General features: G+C 66.2%; 23 protein-coding genes. 11 read left to right on the top strand and 12 right to left on the bottom strand.

Annotated elements, in window-relative coordinates:
* Positions 1-17: 17 nt before the first annotated feature.
* A complete protein-coding gene (locus tag WDJ57_RS07085) occupies positions 18-872 on the top strand; it encodes a 3-hydroxyacyl-CoA dehydrogenase family protein (RefSeq protein WP_338905120.1) in 855 nt (284 codons plus the stop codon).
* Positions 873-881: 9 nt separating this feature from the next.
* Positions 882-1,337, top strand: coding sequence for a MaoC family dehydratase (locus tag WDJ57_RS07080; RefSeq protein WP_338905118.1), 456 nt, complete (start codon positions 882-884; stop codon positions 1,335-1,337).
* Between the two features lie 3 nt (positions 1,338-1,340).
* Here the strand turns inward: WDJ57_RS07080 and WDJ57_RS07075 are convergent, their stop codons facing one another.
* The 8 genes from WDJ57_RS07075 to WDJ57_RS07040 all read right to left on the bottom strand — a co-directional run bounded on the left by WDJ57_RS07075 (position 1,341) and on the right by WDJ57_RS07040 (position 9,772).
* Entirely contained in the window at positions 1,341-1,748 is a 408-nt protein-coding gene (locus WDJ57_RS07075) for a nuclear transport factor 2 family protein (RefSeq protein ID WP_338905116.1), read from the bottom strand.
* A gap of 78 nt (positions 1,749-1,826) precedes the next feature.
* The gene (locus WDJ57_RS07070; RefSeq protein ID WP_338905114.1) at positions 1,827-3,467 is read right to left on the bottom strand and encodes an FAD-dependent oxidoreductase; all 1,641 of its coding nucleotides are present in this window, start codon (positions 3,465-3,467) and stop codon (positions 1,827-1,829) included.
* A 40-nt stretch (positions 3,468-3,507) separates the two neighbouring features.
* The gene (locus WDJ57_RS07065) at positions 3,508-3,966 is read right to left on the bottom strand and encodes a nuclear transport factor 2 family protein (RefSeq protein ID WP_338905113.1); all 459 of its coding nucleotides are present in this window, start codon (positions 3,964-3,966) and stop codon (positions 3,508-3,510) included.
* A gap of 39 nt (positions 3,967-4,005) precedes the next feature.
* Complete coding sequence (locus WDJ57_RS07060; protein ID WP_338905112.1) at positions 4,006-4,503, bottom strand: PaaI family thioesterase; 498 nt, start codon at positions 4,501-4,503, stop codon at positions 4,006-4,008.
* On the bottom strand, positions 4,496-5,599 hold the full coding sequence (locus WDJ57_RS07055; protein ID WP_338905110.1) for a zinc-dependent alcohol dehydrogenase: 1,104 nt from the start codon (positions 5,597-5,599) through the stop codon (positions 4,496-4,498). The genes WDJ57_RS07060 and WDJ57_RS07055 overlap by 8 nt, the downstream gene beginning before the upstream one ends.
* A gap of 38 nt (positions 5,600-5,637) precedes the next feature.
* Positions 5,638-6,030, bottom strand: coding sequence for a RidA family protein (locus tag WDJ57_RS07050; RefSeq protein WP_338905109.1), 393 nt, complete (start codon positions 6,028-6,030; stop codon positions 5,638-5,640).
* A gap of 162 nt (positions 6,031-6,192) precedes the next feature.
* Entirely contained in the window at positions 6,193-7,869 is a 1,677-nt protein-coding gene (locus WDJ57_RS07045; protein ID WP_338905107.1) for a thiamine pyrophosphate-binding protein, read from the bottom strand.
* A 244-nt stretch (positions 7,870-8,113) separates the two neighbouring features.
* A complete protein-coding gene (locus WDJ57_RS07040) occupies positions 8,114-9,772 on the bottom strand; it encodes an AMP-binding protein (protein WP_338905105.1) in 1,659 nt (552 codons plus the stop codon).
* Positions 9,773-9,929: 157 nt separating this feature from the next.
* On the opposite strand from WDJ57_RS07040, the gene WDJ57_RS07035 reads away from it, so the two are divergent.
* The 5 genes from WDJ57_RS07035 to WDJ57_RS07015 all read left to right on the top strand — a co-directional run bounded on the left by WDJ57_RS07035 (position 9,930) and on the right by WDJ57_RS07015 (position 14,105).
* Positions 9,930-11,135, top strand: a complete 1,206-nt coding sequence (locus WDJ57_RS07035; RefSeq protein ID WP_338905104.1) for a phenylacetate--CoA ligase family protein — start codon at positions 9,930-9,932, stop codon at positions 11,133-11,135.
* 69 nt (positions 11,136-11,204) lie between these two features.
* Entirely contained in the window at positions 11,205-11,621 is a 417-nt protein-coding gene (locus WDJ57_RS07030; protein WP_338905103.1) for a cobalamin B12-binding domain-containing protein, read from the top strand.
* Between the two features lie 201 nt (positions 11,622-11,822).
* Positions 11,823-12,683, top strand: a complete 861-nt coding sequence (locus WDJ57_RS07025; RefSeq protein WP_338905102.1) for a hypothetical protein — start codon at positions 11,823-11,825, stop codon at positions 12,681-12,683.
* A gap of 94 nt (positions 12,684-12,777) precedes the next feature.
* The gene (locus tag WDJ57_RS07020) at positions 12,778-13,251 is read left to right on the top strand and encodes a nuclear transport factor 2 family protein (RefSeq protein WP_338905101.1); all 474 of its coding nucleotides are present in this window, start codon (positions 12,778-12,780) and stop codon (positions 13,249-13,251) included.
* Between the two features lie 44 nt (positions 13,252-13,295).
* On the top strand, positions 13,296-14,105 hold the full coding sequence (locus tag WDJ57_RS07015; protein ID WP_338905100.1) for an enoyl-CoA hydratase/isomerase family protein: 810 nt from the start codon (positions 13,296-13,298) through the stop codon (positions 14,103-14,105).
* A 2-nt stretch (positions 14,106-14,107) separates the two neighbouring features.
* Here WDJ57_RS07015 and WDJ57_RS07010 read toward each other — a convergent pair whose 3' ends face one another.
* Both WDJ57_RS07010 and WDJ57_RS07005 read right to left on the bottom strand, forming a co-directional pair.
* Positions 14,108-14,431 (bottom strand): EthD family reductase, encoded by a 324-nt coding sequence (locus WDJ57_RS07010; RefSeq protein ID WP_338905098.1) that lies wholly within the window; start codon positions 14,429-14,431, stop codon positions 14,108-14,110.
* Between the two features lie 62 nt (positions 14,432-14,493).
* Positions 14,494-15,621 (bottom strand): acyl-CoA dehydrogenase family protein, encoded by a 1,128-nt coding sequence (locus tag WDJ57_RS07005; protein WP_338905097.1) that lies wholly within the window; start codon positions 15,619-15,621, stop codon positions 14,494-14,496.
* Between the two features lie 114 nt (positions 15,622-15,735).
* On the opposite strand from WDJ57_RS07005, the gene WDJ57_RS07000 reads away from it, so the two are divergent.
* Positions 15,736-16,908, top strand: a complete 1,173-nt coding sequence (locus WDJ57_RS07000; protein WP_338905095.1) for a thiolase domain-containing protein — start codon at positions 15,736-15,738, stop codon at positions 16,906-16,908.
* A complete protein-coding gene (locus tag WDJ57_RS06995; protein WP_338905094.1) occupies positions 16,905-18,329 on the top strand; it encodes a zinc ribbon domain-containing protein in 1,425 nt (474 codons plus the stop codon). The genes WDJ57_RS07000 and WDJ57_RS06995 overlap by 4 nt, the downstream gene beginning before the upstream one ends.
* Before the next feature lie 6 nt (positions 18,330-18,335).
* Here WDJ57_RS06995 and WDJ57_RS06990 read toward each other — a convergent pair whose 3' ends face one another.
* On the bottom strand, positions 18,336-19,121 hold the full coding sequence (locus WDJ57_RS06990) for an SDR family NAD(P)-dependent oxidoreductase (RefSeq protein ID WP_338905092.1): 786 nt from the start codon (positions 19,119-19,121) through the stop codon (positions 18,336-18,338).
* Between the two features lie 1,167 nt (positions 19,122-20,288).
* On the opposite strand from WDJ57_RS06990, the gene WDJ57_RS06985 reads away from it, so the two are divergent.
* A complete protein-coding gene (locus WDJ57_RS06985) occupies positions 20,289-21,044 on the top strand; it encodes an IclR family transcriptional regulator (RefSeq protein ID WP_338905091.1) in 756 nt (251 codons plus the stop codon).
* Between the two features lie 8 nt (positions 21,045-21,052).
* On the opposite strand, the gene WDJ57_RS06980 is transcribed toward WDJ57_RS06985, so the two are convergent.
* The gene (locus tag WDJ57_RS06980; RefSeq protein ID WP_338905089.1) at positions 21,053-21,913 is read right to left on the bottom strand and encodes an amidohydrolase family protein; all 861 of its coding nucleotides are present in this window, start codon (positions 21,911-21,913) and stop codon (positions 21,053-21,055) included.
* Positions 21,914-22,028: 115 nt separating this feature from the next.
* Between WDJ57_RS06980 and WDJ57_RS06975 the strand changes: the two genes are divergently transcribed.
* A complete protein-coding gene (locus WDJ57_RS06975) occupies positions 22,029-22,418 on the top strand; it encodes a cupin domain-containing protein (protein WP_338905087.1) in 390 nt (129 codons plus the stop codon).

The following is a 22,418-nucleotide window of genomic DNA, read 5'->3' as shown; positions in this document are numbered from 1 at the left end:
GCTCGGAACGGTACAGTATGGCATCCAGAACTATCGGCGTCGTCGGCGCCGGTACCATGGGTAGTGGCATCGCACAGCTCGCCGCACAGCAGGGGTTCGACGTCGTCGTCCGCGACATCGAGCAGGAACTCGTCGACGACGGCCTCGCGAGCATCGAGGACAACCTGGCGGAAGCGGAGGAACGCGAGATAATCGAGGACGCAGAGGCCGTCTTCGACCTCGTGACGGGGACGACCGACCTGGCGATGGTCGCCGAAGAGGCCTCCTTCATCGTCGAGGCCGCCCCGGAGGAGATGGACATCAAACAGGCGATTTTCGAAGAACTCGACGAACTTGCCGACCCGGACGTCGTCCTCGGGTCGAACACCTCGTCGCTGTCGATTACCGACATCGCGAGCGTCACCGACAACCCCGAGCGCGTCATCGGCACGCACTTTTTCAACCCGCCGGTGAAGATGAAACTCGTCGAACTCGTCACCGGCCACCACACCAGCGACGAGACGCTCGACCGCGTCGAGGCACTGGCCGACGACCTCGGCCGAGAGAGCATCGTCGTCGACGACTTCCCCGGTTTCGCAACCTCGCGACTCGGTCTGGTCCTCGGGATGGAGGCCGCGCGAATGGTCCAGGAGGGTGTCGCCTCCGCCGAGGACATCGACACGGCGATGGAACTGGGCTACAACCACCCGATGGGACCGCTCAAACTCGGCGACTACAACGGCTGGGACGTCCGCGTCGAGGTCGGCGAGTACCTCGCAGAGGAACTGGGTGCCGACGTCTACCGGCCCCCACAGATTGTCAAGAAGATGGTTCGCGCCGGCGACTACGGCGTCAAGAGTGGCCGGGGGTTCTACGACTGGGACGAGGAGTGAGTCTCGGGTATGGGGACGCTCTACGCTGAAGATATCGCGGTCGGCGACGAGTTTCCGTTCGGCAGCCACACGGTCACGAAAGAAGAAATCGTCGCGTTCGCCGAGCAGTTCGACCCGCAGCCCTTCCACACGGACGAGGCAGCGGCCGCGGAGTCGATGTTCGGCGGTCTCGTCGCCAGCGGCTGGCACGTCGTCTCACTGACGAACCGGATGCTGACCGAAGACGTCTTCTCGAAGACCGCGCTCCAGGGCGGCCACGGGACGGACAAAGTTCGGTTCCACACGCCGACGCGACCCGGCGACACGCTGTCGGGAGTCGTCGAAATCGTCGACGTCGACGACCCGGAGAGCCGACCGCACCATCAGGACATCAGCTTCGGCGTCACGACGTGTAACCAGGACGGGGAGGACGTCCTCACGATGGTCAACCACGGCATGGTCGCCCGCCGCGAATCCGCAGAATAGCGCCTATTCGGGCATCCGTTCCGGTCCGACGATGTACGTCGAAATCTTCCCGTCGGTCAGTTCCACCCAGCCCATGAACGGCTGCGTGCTGCCGTCCGGGCCGACGACCTCTGCGCGGAACGCTCCCTCGCCGTCCTCGTAGACCGTGTGCCGGACCTTGTGTTCGATGCCCTCCGCCTGCATCTCGCCGATGCGTCCGTCGAGAAAGTCGAAGACTTCCTCCCGTCCGTCGTGTGTGTCGGATTTCGTCCCCGTGTGGCCGTCGTGCTCCCAGACTTGCGTGTGCACCCACTCGACGTCCTCGTGCATCGCCGTCACCGCCGTCTCGGCGTCGCCGGCGTCGATGGAATCGAAGTACGTGCCCTGTAACAACTCGTGTAGCTGGTCGCTGGTACTGACCTGTGATGACATACCACTCCCGGATTGATGGGCCTGCTACATAGTCCAATCGGTCGGTTGCACGGCCGAGAGGGGAGACCTAGAACCGCGTCACTCGCCAGCGGCGTCGCTGGCGTGACGGGCGGCCTGGTAGCCGAAGACGACGTTCGGACCGAGCGTCGCGCCCGCGCCGGCGTAGCCCATCCCCATGACGTGGGCCGTGCTGTTCGAGGCCGCGAACAGTCCCGGAATCGCGTCGCCGTGGACGTCGACGACGGCCCCGTTCGGGCGGGTCACGAGACCCCCTTTCGTGCCGATGATGCCGCTGTGAATCTCCATCGCGTAGAACGGCGGGTCGTCGAGTGGGCCGAGGTTCGGATGGTCGGCGTCGGGGTCGCCGACGAAGTTGTCGTAGGTGGTCTCGCCGCGGCCGAACGCGGGGTCCTCGCCATCGCGGGCGTGGTCGTTGAACTCCGAGACGGTCGCTTCGAGGCCGTCGGGGTCGACGCCGATGTCCGCGGCCAACTCCCGCAGGGTCTCCCCGGTCGCCAGCCAGTCCGGCGTCTCGTCGTCCGGCCCGACGGACAGCAGGCGGTACTGGTCGCGGTAGGTCTGGTCGACGACCAGGTAGGCGGGAACGTTCGCTGCGCCGTACTTCTCTGGGTCGAAGTCGTGGAACGTCTTCGTCAGGTCGTGGTAGTTCCCTGCCTCGTTGCAGAAGCGCTCGCCGTCTTCGTTGACCATAATCGACCCCGGCAGCGTCCGCCCCCAGACCATCTTGTAGAGCGGCGAGCCATCTTCCCACTGCTGGCCGTGGGCACGTCCCGCGGGGAACCACCACGCCTCGTTCATGTTGCCGATGTCCGCACCGACGTCCATCCCCAGTTTGACGCCGTCGCCTTCGACGTCCGGCGGCGTCATCGGCGCGTCAACGGGGCCACGGAGGAAGTTCTCGCGCATGTCCTCGTCCCAGTCGATGCCGCCCGCGGCGACCACGACTGCTCTCGCCTCGATAGCCAGTTCTTCGCCGTCCTGCTCTGCGATGAGACCGACCACCCTGTCGCCCTCGGTAACGAGTTCTTTGCCGGCCGTGTTCGTCTCGAAGTCGACACCGGCGTCCAGACAGCCCTCGTAGAGGCCGGCGACGAGTGCCCGTCCCGTCGCGAGTTTGCCTTCCTCCTTTCGTCGCTGGAGTTGCTCGAAATCGGCGACCTCGGGGAACTTCGCGTGGCCGCCCGCCTCGTACACCTCACTCGCCGGCACGGGGAGTTCGTGGTGGGGGTCGTCGCGAACGTCGTCTAGATCGTCGCCGAGGCGCGAGCCGTCGAAGACGGTGGGCTCTATCATGTTGCCGTCGTCGCTGGCCTCCGCCCAGTCGGTGTGGTAGTCGGGATATCCGGCGAACTGGAACTCCAGGTTCGTCTGTTCCTCGATGAAATCCACGACGCCGGGCGCGAGGTCGACGAACGTCTCGATGAGGTCGTCGCTCACCCGGTCGCCGGCCACACGGCGGATGTAGGCTTCGGCCTGTTCCGGCGGTTGCTCGCCGACTGCCTCCACGACCGGGCGGCTGTTCGGGAGCCACAGCCCACCGCCGGAGACGGCGGTCGTCCCACCCACCGTCGGCGCTTTCTCGACGACGAGCACGTCGCCCGGCTGTGCTGCGAGTGCCGCGACGAGCCCCGCACCGCCCGACCCGACGACCGCGACCTCTGTCGATACGTCCCACGTGTCCGGTGGCTGGACAGTCATAGCTCTACGTCACTCGTTCACGTACTAAATCCTTCCCCGCCTAGAGCACGCGGAGGTCGCTCCAGCCCGTCTCGTCGTCGTAATCGGCGGTGTAGACGAACCGCATCTCCATGTGTTCGATGCGCCACTCGGCGTCGACCCGGCGGTACTCGTCGCGGTACCAGCCCTGTCGCCACGCGCCGTTGCCGTCGGCGAACGTCAGCGGCGATTCGACGTACCAGCGACCCGTCGCCTCGTCGCCGTCCACGTCGAGAATCGGGTTCGAGAGCATGTGTGCGGAACTCTCCAGTTGCGCTTCGACGAACTCGGCGGCGAACCGTTCGAGCCCTTCCTGCCCCTCGTAGACGCCCATGCCGCCGAAATCGAGCGTCGGGTCGTCGACGAACAGGTCGAAGAAGGGTCCCCAGTCCTGCTCGTCGACGTAGTAGCAGTACTTCGCGCGCAGTTCTTTCAGTTCCTCACGGGTTTCGAGACGCTGGAGGCGGTCGGCGTCGGTCATACGAGGAACGTGGGCGAGCCGTCGGTTAACAGTTTGCTCTCAGTCGTCGGTGTAGACGCGCCAGACGCCCTGTGCGGTGGCCACTGCCTCGCCGGTGTCGGCGTTTTCGAGCGTTCCGTCGACGACCGCGCTGGACGCTCCCGTGCGCACGATTTCGCCCGTCGCAAACAGTGCGTCGTTCGCCGGTGAGAGGAAGTTCGTGTTGAGGTTGATGGTCGGCCCGCTCGTCAGCGGCTGGTCGGCGACGCTCGCCATGATTGTAAAGCCCATGACGGTGTCCAGGTAGGCGACGACCATCCCGCCGTGGAGCGCGCCCTCCATCCCCGGATTCGACCACTGGTCGTTGTGGGGAATCGACGCCCTGAGCGTGCCGTCTTCGAACGATTCGAAGGTGATGCCCATCTCGTCGATGAGCGGATGCTCGGCGGCGTGTTCCCGGAGCTGTTCGAGGGGATTGTCCCCGGACGGATTGAACCCGGTGTTGCTGCCGTACTGGTCGTCGGAGATGTTCCGCTCCGGCGGTGGCTCGTCAGTCATCGTTCGGTGTAATGGTTATGTGAAACGCATCCTCGTCGGCGTCGCCGCCCTGGAGCTGTATCGCTCGTTCGAGGTCGGCGAGACCGAGCGTGTGGGAGTGAAGCCGGTCGAGGTCGTACCGGCCGGACTCGATGACGTCGATGGCTCGCTCGAAGGACCAGGCGCGCGTGCCGAGGGTTCCCTCGATGCTGACGTTGTCGAAGACGACTTTGTCGGAGACGAACCCCTCGACTTCCCGCATTCCTTTCGTCCCTGCGAGGACGACGGTTCCACCCGGTCGGACGGCCTCGATGGCGTCCACCACCGCCTCCGTCGCGCCGGGGGTCGTATCGACGACGACGTCGACGCCGCGACCGTCGGTGATGTCGTCGATGCGGTCGACGAGCGACTCGGTCGCAACGTCGACGGTGTGGGTCGCGCCGAAAGCGTCGGCGATAGCGAGTCGCTCGGCGTCGGCTGCCAGCCCCGACGAGACGATGGGGCCACAGCCCGACTCCGCGGCGGCGATGACCGCCGAGAGGCCGCGCTGGCCCGGCCCCATGACGAGCACCGAATCACCGACCTCTGCCCCGCCCGCGCGACAGACCCACTCGAACCCCGCACCGAGGGGGTTGAAGAATGTGGCATCTTCGACGGAGACGTCGTGGGAGAGCTGATGAACGACCGTTCCCGGTCGCAAGAGCATTTGCTCGGCGAAGCCGCCCCAGATGCCCGCACCGACGGACAGCGAAGTCGTCCCGTAGATGAACCGCTGGTCGCAGATGGTGTACTCGCCGCGGGTACAGTGTTCGCAGACGCCACACGGCGCGAACGGCTCGATTGCGATGCGGTCGCCCGCGTCGACGCCCCATCGGTCGCCGGCGTCGGCACCGATCTCCTCGACGACGCCGACGGGTTCGTGGCCCAGGACGACGGGGTACTCGAAGAGGCCGCTGTCGTCCATCTCGCCGACGTACCGCTCGTAGTCGGCACCGCAGATACCACAGCCCTCGACGCGGACCAGCGCCTCGCCGCCGCTCACGCTGTCGGGCACGTCCAGGTCGCGCAGTTCGAGTTCCTCCGCGGCCGTCTGGACGGCGGCGCGCGTCGTCGTCATCGACGCCCCTCCCGCCGCCGGCGCACAGCCACCGGCATCTAGTCCTCCACGGGGACGTCGACCTCTATCTCGACGAGGTACTCCGGCCCCGCCAGTTGCTCGACGCCCAGCACGGTGTGGCAGGGATACGGCGCGGCGAACCGCTCCTGATAGACCTCGTTGTAGTCCGCGAAGCGGTCGTGGGGGTCGACGATGTGTGCCTTGACCTTCACCACGTCGTTCAGGTCGCGGTCGATTTCGGCCAGAATCGCCTCGACGTTGTCGAAGGCCTGTCGCGTCTGGGAGGTGATGTCCTCGCCGGCGAGGTTCCGGTCGCCGTCCATCCCGACCTGCCCGGAGATGTAGAACGTTCCGTCGGCGACGATCGCGTGGCTGTAGCCGTGTTCGGTCGAGTCCGGTGCTGACTCTGGATTGATGTGTCGATGCTCCATACTACCTCATTTCGGAGCGAGCCCAAAACGTTGCTGGTCATCGTCACCGTGGCACACTGTTACTGTCGACGACGCTCGGTGCCGACCGGGCGACCCGCCCGCGCTGTGTCACCCGTTGTGCGTGACGGCCCTACGGCTCGTGACCGCTGTACGTGACGCTCCCTACTCGTGAAAGGAGTCGTAGAACCGGTGTTTCACGTCCGGGTTCACCTTGCAGTCGACGACGACCAGCCCCTCCGGCGACGAGAGGTCGGGGGCGATGTCGTCCACGTCGCCGGGTGCCGTCACGGTGTGGCCCGTCGCGCCGAAGCCCTCGGCGACGGCGGCGATGTCCGGCGTCTCGACGAGCGCGGCGTCCGTGTACCCGTCGCGAGCGGCGAGTTGCTGGTACTCGGAGCCGAGGGCGTCGTCGTTCATCACGAGGATGACGGTAGACATTCCGTGGCGGGCCGCCGTGTTCAGTTCCTGGAGCGTCATCGTGAAGCCGGCGTCGCCACAGACGATGACCGGCGTGCGGTCGGTGACGGCCGTCGCCGCGCCCAGGCCGATTGGCAGTCCCATCCCCACCGCACCGAAGTCGATGGTCCAGATGTAGTCGTCGGGGTGGGCGATGGTCATGCCGTCGAGGACCCAGTTGACGAAGTGGCCGCCGTCGGTGACGAGCAACCGGTCCTCGGGCAGGTGTGCGTCGAACTTCGGAATCACGTCGCGCGGGTCGACACGTCCCTCCCTCTCCGGGAAGGTGCGCTGGTCGAACGGCGACGTCGTGGCGATTCGCCGCTTCCGGTTCGCGGTCCAGAACGCGTCGCCGAAGTCGATGTCACGTCGGTCGAGTTTCGCCCGCAGCGCGGCGGCCGTCGCCTTCGCGTCGCCGACGACGGGCACGTCGACCGGCGTGAAGCGACCGATGCTCGCAGGGTCGCTGTCGACGTGGACGACCGTCGCGTCGGCGACGAGTCGCCCGTCGTCGGTCGTGTGCTCGTTGAGGCTACAGCCGACGGCGAGGACGAACTCGCTCCGGGCGAGGAACTCGTTGGCGAGGTTCGTCCCGAAGGTGCCCACGAAGCCGATGCCGAAGGGGTGGTCGGCGAAGTAGCCCTGCGCCTGCAGCGTCGTCGCCAGCAGCGCGCCCGTCCGCTCCGCGACGGCGACCAGTTCCTCGCGGGCGTCCGCCTCGACGGCCCCCTCGCCAGCGAGAACCACCGGCGGCACGGTCGCGTCAGAGTCCAGGTAGGCCTCGACTGCCGCCTCGACGTCCGTCTCCGGGGGCGGACAGCGAGTCGGTGCCGCCGTCGTCTCCGGCGACCCCAGCGGCCCCGCCCGCCAGTCGTCGTCCAGTTCGACCGTCGCGTCGATGACGTCCCACGGAATCTGGACGGCGATGGGGCCGCCCTCGTGCCGGAGGCGGCGAACGACGTCGGCGAACGTGGGGACGAGCGTTCCGGTGTCCCTGACCGATTCGACAGCGCCGACCATCGTGTCGAGGTAGCTCTGCTGCTGGAAGGATTTGACGTCGCTCGTCGCCGACAGCGGCGTCTCGGGGACGACCAGGAGGACCTTCGAGCCCTTCTCGCGCGCGGTAGCGATGGCCGTTCCCGTCTGTGCGATGCCCGGCCCGCGGCCGATTGCGGCGACGCCGATGTCGCCGGACGCCCGCGCGTAGCCGTCGGCCATGGCGACCGCTGCCTGCTCGTGTCGCGCCTCGACGACTTCGATGTCCGCCGCCCACTCCGACTCGATGGTCGACGTGAGGCCCATGATGTCTTCGGCCATCAGCGTGAACACCGTGTCGACGTCCTGTGCGTCGAGAAATTGGATAATCGCGTCGTGTACGTGCATGGTGGGGGTGGCTTCGACCAGTCACACCGGACCGACACCTCGACAGCAACGTCGACACGACGCTCGTCAGTGGACTGGTATCGACTGTCTCCAACCCCCGGCCGCTACTTAGTGATTTCCCCGGTGGCGGCGGATGTGGCCGCGGCAATCTAGGTCGGTGCCTTCGACGGAATTGACGCCAACGTCGTGAGAAAGCGAACCTAGACGCCGTGGCCGCCGTCGACTCCCCGGATGCGACCCCGTCTCAGTCCTTCGTGATGGTCACGTCGGAGTCCTCTCTGTCCCACGTGTCCGCGGAGTTGCCCCACTCGCGGAGCTTGGCCTTCTGTATCTTCTCGTTTTCCGTCTTCGGGAGTTCGTCGACGTACTCCAGGTACCGCGGAATCATGAAGTAGGGCATCCGGTCGTTGCTCCACTCGATTAGCTCCTCGGGGCTCGCCGAGGCCCCTTCCTCGAAGACGACCCAGGCCTTGACCTCGTCCTCGCCGCCCTCCTCCTCGGCCGTTTCTCCGACGACGGCGACTTCCTGCACCGCAGGGTGTTCGAGAATCGGCTGCTCGACCTCGTAGGTGGAGATATTCTCGCCGCGGCGGCGCAGCGTATCGCCCATCCGGTCGACGAAGTAGAACCAGCCGTCCTCGTCGCGCCGGAGGCCGTCGCCCGTGTGGAACCAGCAGTTCTTCATCGCGTCGACGGTCTTCTCGGGCATCCCGTAGTAGCCCGGTGTCATGATGGACGGAATCGACGGCCGGATGGCGTACTCGCCCATCGTGCCGGTCTCGACGGGCTGGTCTGTCTCGGGGTCGACCAGGCGGACGTCGTAGTACTCGTCGAGGAGCAGGCCAGCGGCCCCCTCCGGTCGCTCGACGCCGTAAGGCGCGAGTACCGGCATGCACGTCTCTGTCGTTCCGATGACCTCGGTGGTGTACTCGATGCCGTAGCGTTCCTCGAACTCATCCTGGATGCCGTAGGCGGTCGGCGCGGCGAACAGACACCGGAGGTCGTTCTGGTCGTCGACGTCGCGTTCGGGTTGCTGGTAGACGAAGTCCATCATCGACCCGAGGAAGTTACAGACCGTCGCCCCGGTCTCGTTCAGGCGGTCGACCCACGCCGACGCGGAGAACTTCTCGAAGAGACAGACCGTCGCGCCGGCGATGAGCGCGGGGTAGACGACGAGCACCTGCGCGTTGCTGTGAAAGAGCGGGTTGCCGGTCATGTAGACGTCCTCGTCGGTCAACTGGACGAGGTTCCGGCACTGCTCGGAGAAGAAGTACTGGTGGGAGTACGTCTTCTGGATGGCCTTCGACGGGCCTGTCGTCCCCGAGGTCATGATGATGGAGGCCACGTCGTCGAAGTGCAGGTCCGCGTCGGGATTCGAGTCGTCGCCGGAGACGAGGTCGTCGTAGGCAAGCACGCCGAGGTCGCTGTCGCCGGTATCCTCGCTGGCTTCGTCGCCGAGGACGGCGACCCGCTCCAGGTAGTCCAGGTCCGCTTCCACGTCCAGCACGCGCGAGAGGAACGAGTCGTGGAAGACGCCGAACTCGGCCTCCGTCAGGTTCGCGACGTGGGTCAGCGTCCCCTCCTTGTAGCTGGTGTTGACGGGCACCTCGACCGCCCCGATCTTCGCTAGCGCGAACCAGAGATAGAGGTACTCCAGGGAGTTCGGCAGCATCAACAGGACGTGGTCGCCCTTCCCGATGCCGGCGTCGCGGAGTCCGTGCGCGAGCCGGTTGACGATGCGGTTCGTCTCGGCGAAGGTCACCGTCTCGTCGGTCGTCTCCCACTGGAGGAAGGTTTCGTCGGCGCGCTCGCGGGCCTGCGTCTCCAGCACTGTCGGCAGGAGCCAGTCCTCCTGGTCGTCCCACTCGAACGTAAAGTCCGCAAAATCGTCGTAGGTTTGCATCGTCGTACCACTCGACTGGCGAGCATATATAATCCACGACCGTCTAGCCGGGCGAGGGCCGCCGTCCGGTCAGAGACGCTCCTCTCGGAAATCTTGCATAGTGTTTAATGGGCGAAGCCGGGCTGTGTGTACACATGCGACACTGGACTGATGCGGCATGAAGCTCTACGAGTGCTACGGCCAGGAGACGTTCGACGCGCTGCAAGCGCAACTGCGACGGTTCGGTGACAACCCACTCTACGACGACGTCTTCGCCGAAGCGGGACTCGAAGCGGACGACGTCACTTCGTGGGCGGAGTTCCGGCAGCTCCCCTTTACGAAGACGGAGGACCTGCTCGACGACGTCCACGAGCGCCCTCCGGAGGGCTCGCTGTACGAACCCGGGTCGATGATATCGTTCACGCCGGCCGGCGACGAGCAACTGCCGGTCTTCGAGACGCCGCGGGACCTGGACCGCTACGCCGAGGTCCACGGGGAGATATTCGACCGCCTCGGCATCGAACCCGGGATGCGGGCGATGGTCGCGCTCAGCTACCACGGCTTCGGCACGGGCTATCTCCTGCATCGCGCCCTGGAGGACAACGGCGTCGAGGTCATCCCTGCCGGCCCCGGCGAGGCCGAACAGAAGGCCGCGACCATCGACGAGTACGACGTGGACATCCTCTGGGGGAATCCGAGTTTCGCGCTCGAAATCGCGGAGTACGGTGGCGAGGCGCTGGACGTCTTCATCGGCGGCGGCGAGCCGTTCACCAGCATCCCGGGGCAGCGCCAGCGCGTCCACGACGCCTTCGGTGACCTCCAGTGCGCCGTCGACTACTTCGGGCTCCGGCAGGCCTGGCCCGTCTCCGTCGAGTGCGCCGCCGAGTCGGGGCTGCACGTCATCGACGACTACATGATTGCCGAGATAATCGACCCCGACTCCGGCGAGGTGTTGCCGATGGGCGAGCGCGGCGAGGTGGTCCTGACACACGTCGACCGCGAGGCCGGCGGCCTGCTCCGGTACCGGACCGGCGACCTCAGCATGCTCGAAGCGGGAACCAGTCCACACGTCGACGGCTCGACCGTGATGATGCCGAAAGGCGTCTTCGGACGCACTGACGGGCAGCTGAAGATAAAGGGCGTGAAGGTCTATCCCGGCGGCATCCTGCTCGTGCTCGCGGGTATCGACGGCGTCTCGACGAACTACCAGCTCCGGGTGACAAGGCCGGAGAACACCGACCACGTCTCGCTCACCGTCGAGGGCGAGGCCGACCCGGCGCGTGTCCGGGAGGAACTCCACGAGCAACTGCTCATCACCCCCGATGACATCGAGTTCGTGGACGAACTCGGCGACGTGGTGCCGGTCGTCGACGAGCGATACTAGCCGGACCGCCGGGAGCCACGGCGCGGGTGACCGGTAGAATAATCAGCCTCTACCTCGACGAATCTGCACATGAGCGGCGACCAGACACAGCGGAGCACTCGGTGTTTGATTGCGAAGGTCGGCCTCGACGGCCACGACCGGGGGGCACACGTCATCTCGCGCGCCTTCCGGGACGCGGGCTTCGAAGTCATCTACTCCGGACTGCACCAGTCCCCCGACGCCATCGTCCAGGCGGCGGTCCAGGAGGACGTGGACGTCCTCGGCGTCTCGATTCTCTCGGGCGCACACGGCACGCTCGTCCCGAAAATCGTCGACGGACTCGACGACTACGGCGCGCTGGAGGACACGCTGCTCGTCGTCGGCGGCATCATCCCCGACGACGACCAGCCCGAACTGTTCGACCTGGGCGTGGACGCCATCTTCGGGCCCGGGGCGTCCATCGACGAGATGGTCGACTTCGTCCGCGAGAACCGCCCCGACCGCTGACAGGGGCACACTCGCAGACCGGCAGTACAGGGTGCAGGTCGCCTTCCGGCACCCGGCGCGTTCCGGTCTGGGGGTCCGCTTCGGGGCCGGGGTCGCCGTCTAGGTCGCTTCCGCGCGTGTCCAGCCAGAACGTTACAGAGAGCTGCCACGTCCCCTAATCTATTTATCTCTTGCTGGTGTCTTGACTGTCAAGGGGAGACTATGATACGTGGTAGCGCATTCCAGAACCTAGGCACAGTCATCGACGAACTAGAGGCCCAGGAGATGACTGTTCTCGATGTGGCAGCACAGCGCAGTTCGCTCGTCTCCGGCGGCGACCTGTCCGTGGAACTCACGGTACGCTTGAACAACCTCTCCGGAGTCGCGACGAACCAGAACGTGAAAATCGGTCCCTGCGACGCGGCGGACGAGGACGGCCAGGTGACGACGACGTTCGTGGTGGAGATTCCCGTCGACGGCGACGAGTCGGCCACCACGACGCTGTCGGACGGCCAGGAGTCGGCTGTCGGCGACGACGAGAGCGCCGCCGCACGGGACGCGGCGGAGTCGGAGCGGCCGGACGTCCAGACGCTGACCCAGCGGTCGGAGGAGAGCGACGGCGCGGACGACGTTCCATACTACAAGAACTACGACCTGCTCGCCGAGGTCTACGAGGAGTACGACACCTTCGCCGAGATGACGGAGGCCCTGGGCGTCGACGTCACGCCGGCGACGGTCCGGGAACACATGGTCAACCACGGGATTCACCCGACCTCGGACGAGAACGAGGACGACGAGGACGAGTCCGACGTGGACGCCCGCGACGACGCGCACTCGGTCACCATCGAGGCGGACGGCTACGGACTGCCGGACGGCGTCTCGATGGAGTCGCTCGTCGACGCCGTCCGCCGCTCGCGGACGCTGTACGAGACGCAGTCTGCACTCGGTCTCGACCGGTCGACGACGCGGACCATCCTGTGCGACCTCAACCTCCTCGACCTGGTGACCGGTCGCATCACCAACGGGGGCCCCACCGACATCGACGAAGTCGTCGAGCGCATCCACTCGGCGAGCACCGCCTGACCTGCCGTCTCTGCCCCGCCTGCCTGCTCGTTTACTGTTTCGTGTTGTCGACCCTGGGAAACACATTTGTCGTCAGGGACAGTCTTGGACGTGTATGAGTCTCGAACAGCGAGTGCAGCGACTGGAACACCGGGAAGCCATCAAGCAACTGCGCTACGAGTACGGCCTCTGCATCGACCACCAGCGGTTCGACGACTTCGTCGACCTGTTCACGACCGACGCGACGTGTACCTACGCCGGCGTCGGGACCTTCGAGGGCCACGACGGACTCCGCGAACTGGCGGAGGACTTCATCGCCGCGAACTTCGTCTACTCCTGTCACCTGTTCCACCACCCGACCATCGACGTCGACGGCGACACGGCCACGGGCACCTGGCTCCTGGAGGCGCTGATGGCCTATGACGACGGTCGGATGGAGTGGCGCCAGGGCCGCTACACGGACGCCTACCGGCTGGTCGACGGCGACTGGAAGTTCGCTTCGATTACGCTCGAATCCGAGGCGCAGGGGTACGACGAGTACGAACTGGTCGACCACGACGCCTACGGGCAGATTCCCCGCATCGGCTGACGGCGGGCAAGGTTCTTTGAGGGAGCCCCGACTGAGTGTAGGTGATGACACCCGAAGACACAGCAGCGGACTGTGAGACGATTGTTCTGCGAGCGGACGACCCGGTCGACCACGTGGCGACCGTCGTCATCGACAGACCGGAGGCGCGCAACGCGATGAACGACCAGCTACGCGACGAACTGAAGGCGGTGCTGGACGCGCTCGACGACTCCGACGTCCGCGCGGTGGTCCTCACCGGGTCCGCCGACACCGGCACGTTCGTCTCCGGTGCCGACCTGACAGACCTGCAGGACCGGTCGGTCGTCGAACAGCGCGCCTGGAGCAACCGGCGCAAGGTCTACGACGTGGTCTCGGAGCTGTCCAAGCCGGTCGTCGCGCGCATCAACGGCCACGCCTTCGGGGGCGGGCTGGAGCTCGCGCTCGCGTGTGACATGCGCGTCGCCGACGCCGACGTCCGCATCGGGTTCCCCGAAATCGGGCTGGGGCTCATCCCCGGCGGTGGCGGCACGCAGCGACTCCCCCGGCTGGTCGGCCAAGGGCAGGCGATGCGCTTGATTACGACCGGCGAGGCCATCACCGCTGCGGAGGGCGCGGAACTGGGCATCGTCGACGTCCTCGCCGACGACGAGTCCCTGGACGACGCGGTCGCGGACCTCGTCGGCGGCATCGCACAGCACAGCCCGCTGACGCTCGAATACGCGAAGGAGGCGGTCGCGGCGAGTTCGCGGCTCGACCTCGAGGCCGGTATCGAGTACGAGAAGGAGCTGTTCGTCCAGCTGTTCGCCACCGAGGACAAGGCCGAGGGCATCGCCGCGTTCCTGGAGGACCGCGAACCCGAGTGGACCGGGAAGTAGCGCTACTCCGTCTCGTCCAACTGTACGATCGGCTCGACGAACATCCGGTCGGCCGGCACCTGCGACAGGAAGGTCTTCGAGTCCTCGATTGCCTCCTCCTGCAGGTCGGACTCGCCCGCCTCCTCGGCGTCGGCCAGGCTCTCGAAGTACAGTTCCGCGATGCCGTCGTACATCGACTCCTCGGGGTCGACCGGGACCGAGGTGACGTACTTCTGCAGGTTCGGCATCTCCTTCGCCATCTCGACGTGCGGGCCGTGCCAGTGCTCCAGGAATTCGTCGTGTGTCATGTCCGCCTGCTTTTCGAGAAAGACCACGAGCTTGTACATCGTGTGCTACCGCACACCAAGGAGGGGTATAAGCGTTCCCCCGGCCCGACTGACGACCCCGCTCAGACGAGGTCCGGGAGGCCGGACTCCTTCATCACCGACGCGATCTGGTTCTTCTGGATCTCGTCGGTGCCGGCGGCGAGGCGGCGGCCGCGAGCCATCCGGTAGAGATACTCCAGCGGGTGGCCCTGCTGGTAGCCGTTGGCGCCGTGAATCTGGAGGGCTTCACTGACGATGTGCTCGGCCCGTTCCGTCGAGAACAGTTTCGCAATCGACGTGTCGAGGCGGTCGGGGACCCGACCCTGCTGGTGGGCGTTCATCGCCGCGCGGTAGGTCAGCATCCGGCCGGCTTCGAGTTCGGTGAGCATGTCCGCCAGTTTCCACTCGATGCCCTGGAAGTCGCCGATGGGCTGGCCGAACTGCTCGCGCTGCTGGGCGTAGTCCAGCGCCTTCTCCAGGGCGTTGCGCGAGAAGGAGTTCGCCAGCGTCGCACACCCCAGCCGCTCCCAGTTGAGCGCCTTGAGCTGGTCGACGAAGCCGTCCTTGCCGCGGGTGAGGATGTTCTCCTCCGGGACGTCGACGTCGTCGAAGCGAATCTGGCTCTGGGTCCCGCCGTGCATGTTGGTGTAGTGCTCCTGAATCTCGACGCCGTCCCAGTCGAACTCGATGATGAGCGAGCCGAGTCCCTCGGGATATTTCACCCAGACGACGGCGGCATCGGAGTGTTTGACGTTGCTGACCCATATCTTCTCGCCGTTGAGGACGAGGTCGTCGCTCACGCTGGTCCGCATCGACCCGACGTCGGAGCCGGATTCCGGCTCGGAGATGGCGATGGCGATGGCCGTCTCGCCGTCGATGACCGGCGGGATGTACTGGTCTTTGGCCTCCTCTGTCCCGAACATCTCGATGGCGCGGGGGGCGACCATCTGCTGGTTGTAGAGGAACTCGGCGGTGTCGGGGCAGACGCTCCCGACCGCCTCGATGCTGAGCATGGCCTCGAACTCGCCCATCCCGCCGCCGCCGTACGCTTCGTCGAAGTTGATGCCCAGAAAGCCCTGCTTGGCCAGCAACTCGACGTTCTCCCACGGGGGCTCGCCGTGCCACTCGAAGGCCCTGTCGGCGAACTCCTGTCGTGCGATATCCTCCAGCGCCGACAGCACCATCTCCTGTTCGTCAGTCAGGTCGAACATTGCTGTCCGGTAGTCGGAGCAGAGCATACAAAAAGCCATCGAGAGTGCGGGTTTTCCGGGCGGGACACCGCGACTGAGGGACAGGTTTACATTCCGAGGCGGACTCGCTCAACCATGCGCGACGCATATCTGATTGGCGCAGGGCAGAGTGACTTCGGTGCCTTTCCCGACGAGAGCTACCGGTCGCTGTTTCGCACTGCGTTCGAGGAGACGACTGCGAGCGTCCCGAAGGGCATCTCGCGGGACGACATCGACGAGGCGTACATCGGCATGGTGAGCATCGGCGGCCGACAGATCGGCCTCCCCGGCCCGGCCGTCACCGAACACGTCGGCCTCGACGGGGTTCCCTGCGTCCGCCTGGAGAACGCCTGCGCTGCCAGCGGGTACAGCGTCAGACAGGCGATTCAGGCGGTCAGAAGCGGGATGGCCGACGTCGCGCTCGCTGGCGGCACGGAGGTCATGAACGACCTCGGTCGGGACCGCGCCCGCTACTGGCTGGGGGTCAGCGGCGAGATGGAGTGGGAGCGCATGGCCGGGACCACCTTCTCGGGCGTGTTCGCACAGATTGCCAGCGCCCACATGGCCGAGTACGGGACGACCAGCGAACAGCTCTCCCACGTTGCGGTCAAGAGCCACGAACACGGCGCGAAGAACCCGCACGCCCATCTGGGCTACGAGTGCTCGCTCGAAGACGCCGAGTCCGCGCCCACTATCGCCGCGCCGCTCGGTCTCTACCACTGCTGTCCGATGTCCGACGGCGCGGCCGCGGTGCTGGTCGCCAGCGAGGACGTCGTCGACGAGTACACCGACGACCCGATTCGCGTCGCCGGTGCGGGCGCGGCCAGCGGCGGAATCGGCCTGTTCGAGCGCGATTCCTACACGTCGATTCCGGCGACCAGGGACGCAGCGGCGGCAGCCTACGACGAGGCCGGTATCAGTGCCGACGACCTGGACTTCGCCGAGGTCCACGATTGCTTCTCCATCGCGGAAATCGTCGCGTACGAGGACCTGGGCTTTTGCGACCCCGGCGAGGGCGGCGCGTTCGCCGAGAGCGGTGAGACCAGGCTGGGCGGGGACCTCCCCGTCAACACCTCCGGCGGGCTGAAGTCGAAGGGCCACCCCATCGGCGCGACCGGCGCGAGCCAGATGGTCGAGGTGTTCGAGCAGTTGAGCGGCCACGCCGGCGACCGACAGGTCGCGGACGCCACCGTCGGCCTGGCGCACAACATCGGCGGGAGCGGCGGTGCCGCGACCGTTCACATCCTCGAACGGGAGGGGTCGGCATGACGCCGGGCATCGCTGCCGCTGGAGCCTACGCGCCCCGGAGCCGTCTCACCGGCGACGCCATCGCGGACGCGTGGGGGCAGTTCAAGGCCGGCGGCATCGAGGAGACGGCCGTCCCGGGTCCCGACGAGGACGTGCTGACGATGGGCTACGAGGCGGCCCGGAACGCGCTTGACGCGGCCGCAGTTTCGGGTGCGGACGTCGGCTGGGTCGGGTTCGCGACGACGAACCCGCCGGTCGAGGAGGAGGCGCTGCTCCCGCGCTTCGGCGAGATGCTGGCGGTCCCGGAGACGGCCGAGACGACCATGTTCACGGGGTCGCTGACCGCCGGCGTGCGTGCGCTGCGGGCGGCCGCCCGGGCGGTCGACTCGACGGGGCCGGCGCTCGTCGTCGCCAGCGACGCGCCCCGCGGGGCGCTCGACGAGGCGCTCGAACAGGGTGCCGGTGCCGGCGCGGCTGCCTTCGTCGTGACCGCTGACGGTGCGGCGACGCTCGACGCGTTCGCGTCCGTCGCGGAACCGGCGGCCGGCACGCGCTTTCGCGAGCGCGGCAGCGACCGCTCGGCGGGGCTGGGTATCACGCCCTTCGACCGCCAGGCCTTCGAGTCGACCGTCACCCGCGCGCTGGGGTCGCTCGACTACGACGAGGCGGCCGTCGACGCCGCCGCCGTCCAGGCGACGGACGGCCGGCAGCCGTACCGCGTGACCGGCGCGCTCCCGGTCTCGGGGGAGGACCTGAAAGCACACGCGACCGTCCACACGCTCGGCGACACGGGCGCGGCGAGCGTCCCGCTCAGCATCGCCATGGCGCTGTCGGACGACGTGTCGGGCATCGTCGGCGTCGCCGCCGGGTCCGGTGCGACCGCGGAGGCGGTTGCCATCGACGTGACCGAGACCGTCCCGACCGGCGTCTCGCTCGACGGCGAGGTGGACCTCGACTACGCTTCGTACCTCCGCCAGCGCGGCGAGGTGACCGGCGGCGCGCCACAGGGCGGTGGCGGCTACGTCAGCCTGCCCGCGTGGCACCGCTCGCTCGCCCAGCGATACCGGCTCGAAGCGGGTCGGTGTCCGGCCTGCGACCGGCTGAACATGCCACCGCGCGGTGCCTGCAGCCACTGCAACGCGCTGGCGGAGTACGAGCCGGTCGAACTCTCGCGGACCGGGAGCGTGGAAGCCTCGTCGATAATCTCTCAGGGCGGTGCGCCACCCGAGTTCGCGGAACTGCAGGGGCGCTCCGGCGAGTACGCCACCGGTATCGTCGCCTTCGACGGGCCGGACGGCGGGTCGGCCAGTCTCCCGGCGCTGTTCGTGGAGGTCGACCCCGAGGACGTCGCCGTCGGGGACGAGGTGGAGATGACGATTCGCCGCATCTACACGCAGGAAGGCGTCACCCGCTACGGGTTCAAGGTCAGGCCGTCGGCCTGAGCGCGGTCACTCCTCGTGGTGGCTCGTGCGCGCGATGCGCGGGACGCCCTCGACGGTAATCGTCTCGCCGAGAACGTAACTCGCCGCCGGACTGGCGAGGAACTGCGCCACAGAGGCGAGTTCGTCCGGGGTCCCTATCTGCCGGTCGACTTCTTCCCTGTCGATGTCGTCCGCGCCGATTCCCTCCTGGCTCTCCAGGCCCTCCGTCGCGATGAGGCCCGGCATGATGCCGTTGACGCGGACGCCGTACTCGGCCCACTCGTAGGCAAGCGTCCGCGTGAGGTTGTTCATGCCGGCCTTCGACGCCGCGTAGTGGGCCATCCCCGGCGCGCCGTCGCGGGCCGCGACGCTGGAGATGTTGATGATGGTCCCTTCGCCCCGGTCGCGCATCTGCTCGCCGACGACCTGCGCGCAGTTGAACGCGCCGTGGAGGTTGATGTCGACGATGGTCTTCCAGCCGTTCTCGCTGATGTCCTCGAAGGGGGCGACGAAGCTCGCACCGGCGTTGTTCACCCAGACGTCGATGGGTCCGAAGTGGTCCGTCGTCGCCTCGACGAGCGCTTCGATGGCGTCCCACTCGGTGACGTCGCACTCGACGGCGAGCGCGCGCCCGTCGTGGTCGGCCTCGTTGATGGCCTCCGCGACGGGGTCGACGTTCTCCTGTGACCGCGAGCAGACGACGACGTCGACGCCGTCGCGGGCGAAGCGTTCTGCGATTGCGCGACCGATACCGGAGGACGACCCCGTGACGACGGCCGTCGAGCCACGGACTGTGAAATCTGTCGTAGTCATTCGCGAGCGAAGCTAACAGCAACAGACTTGTAAATCTATCTGGCCCCGGCGACCCCCCACGCAGGGGTGAAACGACCCGTTCGAGATTGTCGGAGGTCGTTCCTGGTGGCTGTCAGGTGGCTCGCCGACCCGAGTCAGGAAACACCCGTCGGCCACGCGGTATCACACCCGCGCCTGCCGTGGGCTGGGCCGGGACGTGTCGGCGAATTAGACATAATAAACCATGAGGAATACAACGCCGGTTGTTTCCATCGGTGTCTGCGGGTGGCCATCTTCGCGTGGACGTTCGACACAACATTTGCCGCGTTCCGGTATATCCGAACGCGTGGGCGGAATCCGGCACATATATATACTGGAAATGGGGCTGGGGGAAATTTTTGCCTCTGATTTTCTCACTTCACTGTCCTGTCGACCGTGGGCCGGGAGTGAAACCAGCCTTGCGGTGGCACTTCGCTTTCGAGTTCGAGCGTCTGGCAGCATTTGCCGCGGTATCTCGGTGTCGGGAAGGGCCGTCACCCCCAGTCCGGCCAACTCGGAAAATTTTGCCGGGCACCGCGAACGTCAGACCAGCAACCACCCCTTCGCAGGGGCGGGGCCGGGTGGAGTTCCTGCTCGACAGTCCCCACGGTGACTACCATATGTTTGTAATGGGGGGCGACTCGGGGAGTACACCTGTCTGAGCGTTGTTCGCCGCGGACGTCAGTTACAGACATACGACTGTAATGGGGTTCGTGACAGCTTGTCGCCCAGTGACAGGTCCGACCGTCGCGGGGGCGTGGGTCGTTTGTCACTGCTGTCTCCGGGTTATCCGAATCCCATTTCTGCACATATTCTCTCGATTAGTGGTCGCAAATCGGCCTATAGCTCGTGTCGCTCGCTTACGACCGCCAGATTTTCTCTCCGGCTACCCCGGAAGAATACTGTTGCGCGTTAGTGTGTGACTTGTTACCAAAATTGTCCAGGTTCGGATTTTGTCAGTAGACAGGTCTCAGCTGAATATCTGTATATCACACGATACGGCGCTATAGAGCATACTTCACACCGATTCTACGTGATTATTGTACATATATTCGAAAAGGGCGTAATTGACACCGGTCTCGGTCCTGACTCGTTACTATTCCGGCTATTTCGGATAGATTTATGAGACTCCACAACATGCCACAATCCATGAGCAACCGAATGCCGGTCAAAACGACCGAAGTCGCCTTCGGCGTCGTGGAGGCGTTGCTCGAACTCGGGGGGGCGAGGTTCACGGAACTGGTGGACCACATGGACATGCCCAAGAGCACGCTCCACGACCATCTCCGGACGCTGGAGTCGATGGGCGTCGTGGTCAAGACGGACAACGTCTACCGGGTCGGTTCGCGGTTCCTCGAAATCGGCGCCCAGGCGCGGCGGCAGCAACCGATATACGAGGCCGGCCGACCCGAGGTGGAGGACCTGGCGGAGGAGACGGGCGAGCACGCGAGTCTCTCCATCGAGGAGCGCGGCCGCGCGGTCCTGTTGCACGTCGCGAAGGGGGCCAACGCAGTCAATCTAGACGCCTACGCCGGCCGGCCGACCCCGCTGCACGCCAACGCGGCGGGCAAAGTCATGCTGGCGCACCTCCCCAAGCCACGCATCGACGCCATCATCGAGGAGCGCGGCCTGACAGCGTACACGCCGTACACCATCACCGACCCGACGCCACTCAAGCGGGAACTGGAGGAGATCCGCCGCCAGGGGTACGCGACGGACACGAACGAACTCGTCGAGGGGGTCAAAGGCGTCGCCGCACCCATCCTCGACCGCGGCGAGGTCGTCGGCGCCATCGCCGTCGGCGGTCCGGCGAACCGGATGCGCGGCGAGCGCTTCGAGGAGACGCTGCCCGACCTCCTGCTCAGCGCGTCGAACATCGTCGAACTCAACCTCACCTACGGGTAACCGCCGACCTAGAGGTCGAACAGGTCCCGTGCGTTCTCCGAGAGCAGTTTCCGCTCGACGTCCGCGCCGAGGTCCAGCGCCTCGACCTGGGCGAGCGTCTCCTCGTACTCCAGCACGGGGTAGTCGGTCCCGAAGACGGCCTTGTCCCTGCCGCGGGTGCGGATGAACTGGACGATGTTCTCGTCCCAGTACTTCGGTGCGTGCGCCGTCGCGCCGAGGTAGAGGTTGGAGTGTTTCCAGACGAGCGCTTCGAGTTCGGACGACCACGGCCAGCCGGTGTGGCCGCCGACGATTTGCAGGTCGGGGAAGTCGAGCGCGATGTCGTCCAGCAGAAGCGGTTTGCCCATCTTGCTCGGCATCTTCATCGCCGAGTGACCGACCTGCATCACGACGGGGACGTCGAGTTCGGCGCACTTCGCGTAGAACGGGTAGTACTGCCGGTGGTTGATGGGCCGGTTCCAGCCGTACGGTTCCAGCAGCGCGCCGACGAACCCGTGGTCCTCGACGTACTCCTCCAGCCTGGCGACCCCGTCCATCCCCTCGCGGGGATTGATGCCCGCCAGCCCCTTGATGCGGTCGGGGTACTCGCTCGCGACGTCGGCGACCAGGTCGTGGGGGACGTCTATCTGCATCCCGCCCTCCAGAGCGCCGAACTTGAGCGCGGGAATCAGCACCGTGTCGACGCCGTTTGCGTCCATCACGTCGACGAACGCGTCGGCGTCCATCCCCTTCTCGGGGTCGTACATGTCCTCTTTCCCGAAAATCCGGGCCGCGACGGTCTGTGCCTCCGAGTCGAAGTAAATCTCCATCCCCTCCCTGGTGAACAGGTTACACCAGATGTCGACGATGTCGCCGTCTGCCGCTACCATGGACCGCTCCCTCGCTGTTGCATGTTCCTACACGTCGGAGACGACTCGTTTAACCCTACCGGTGCGGGGCACCGACCGCGAGGTTTTATGACCGCGGGGGCAGAGTGACGGACGTATGTCCTACTCGAAAATCAACCTGGAGGAGGTCGACGAGAGCACACGCACAGACGCCGAGCCGGCGGTGAAGATGATCGGCTACGACCTCAAGACGCGCGGTGACGACCGGCCCAACGAGATGCGGTTCAACTACTTCTACTACGACGAGGGCGACACCGTCCGCCGCCACTACCAGAAGGAACAGGAGGAGATTTTCTTCGTCCTGTCCGGCCACGCTGTCATGGAGGTCGGCGGCGAGGAGTTCGAACTCGAACCCAACGACTTCGTGGTGGTCGACCCCGGCCCGATGCGCCAGATTCACGCCCTCGAAGACACCGAAATCTTCGCCGTCGGCGCACCGAACCTCCGCAACGACGCCGTCTTCGAGGAGGACTTGGACGAGGAGTGA

Origin of the sequence: Salinibaculum sp. SYNS191, assembly GCF_037338445.1 — an archaeon.
Classification (GTDB): Archaea; Halobacteriota; Halobacteria; order Halobacteriales; family Haloarculaceae; genus Salinibaculum; species Salinibaculum marinum.
This window is presented reverse-complemented; position numbering and strand designations above follow the sequence as displayed.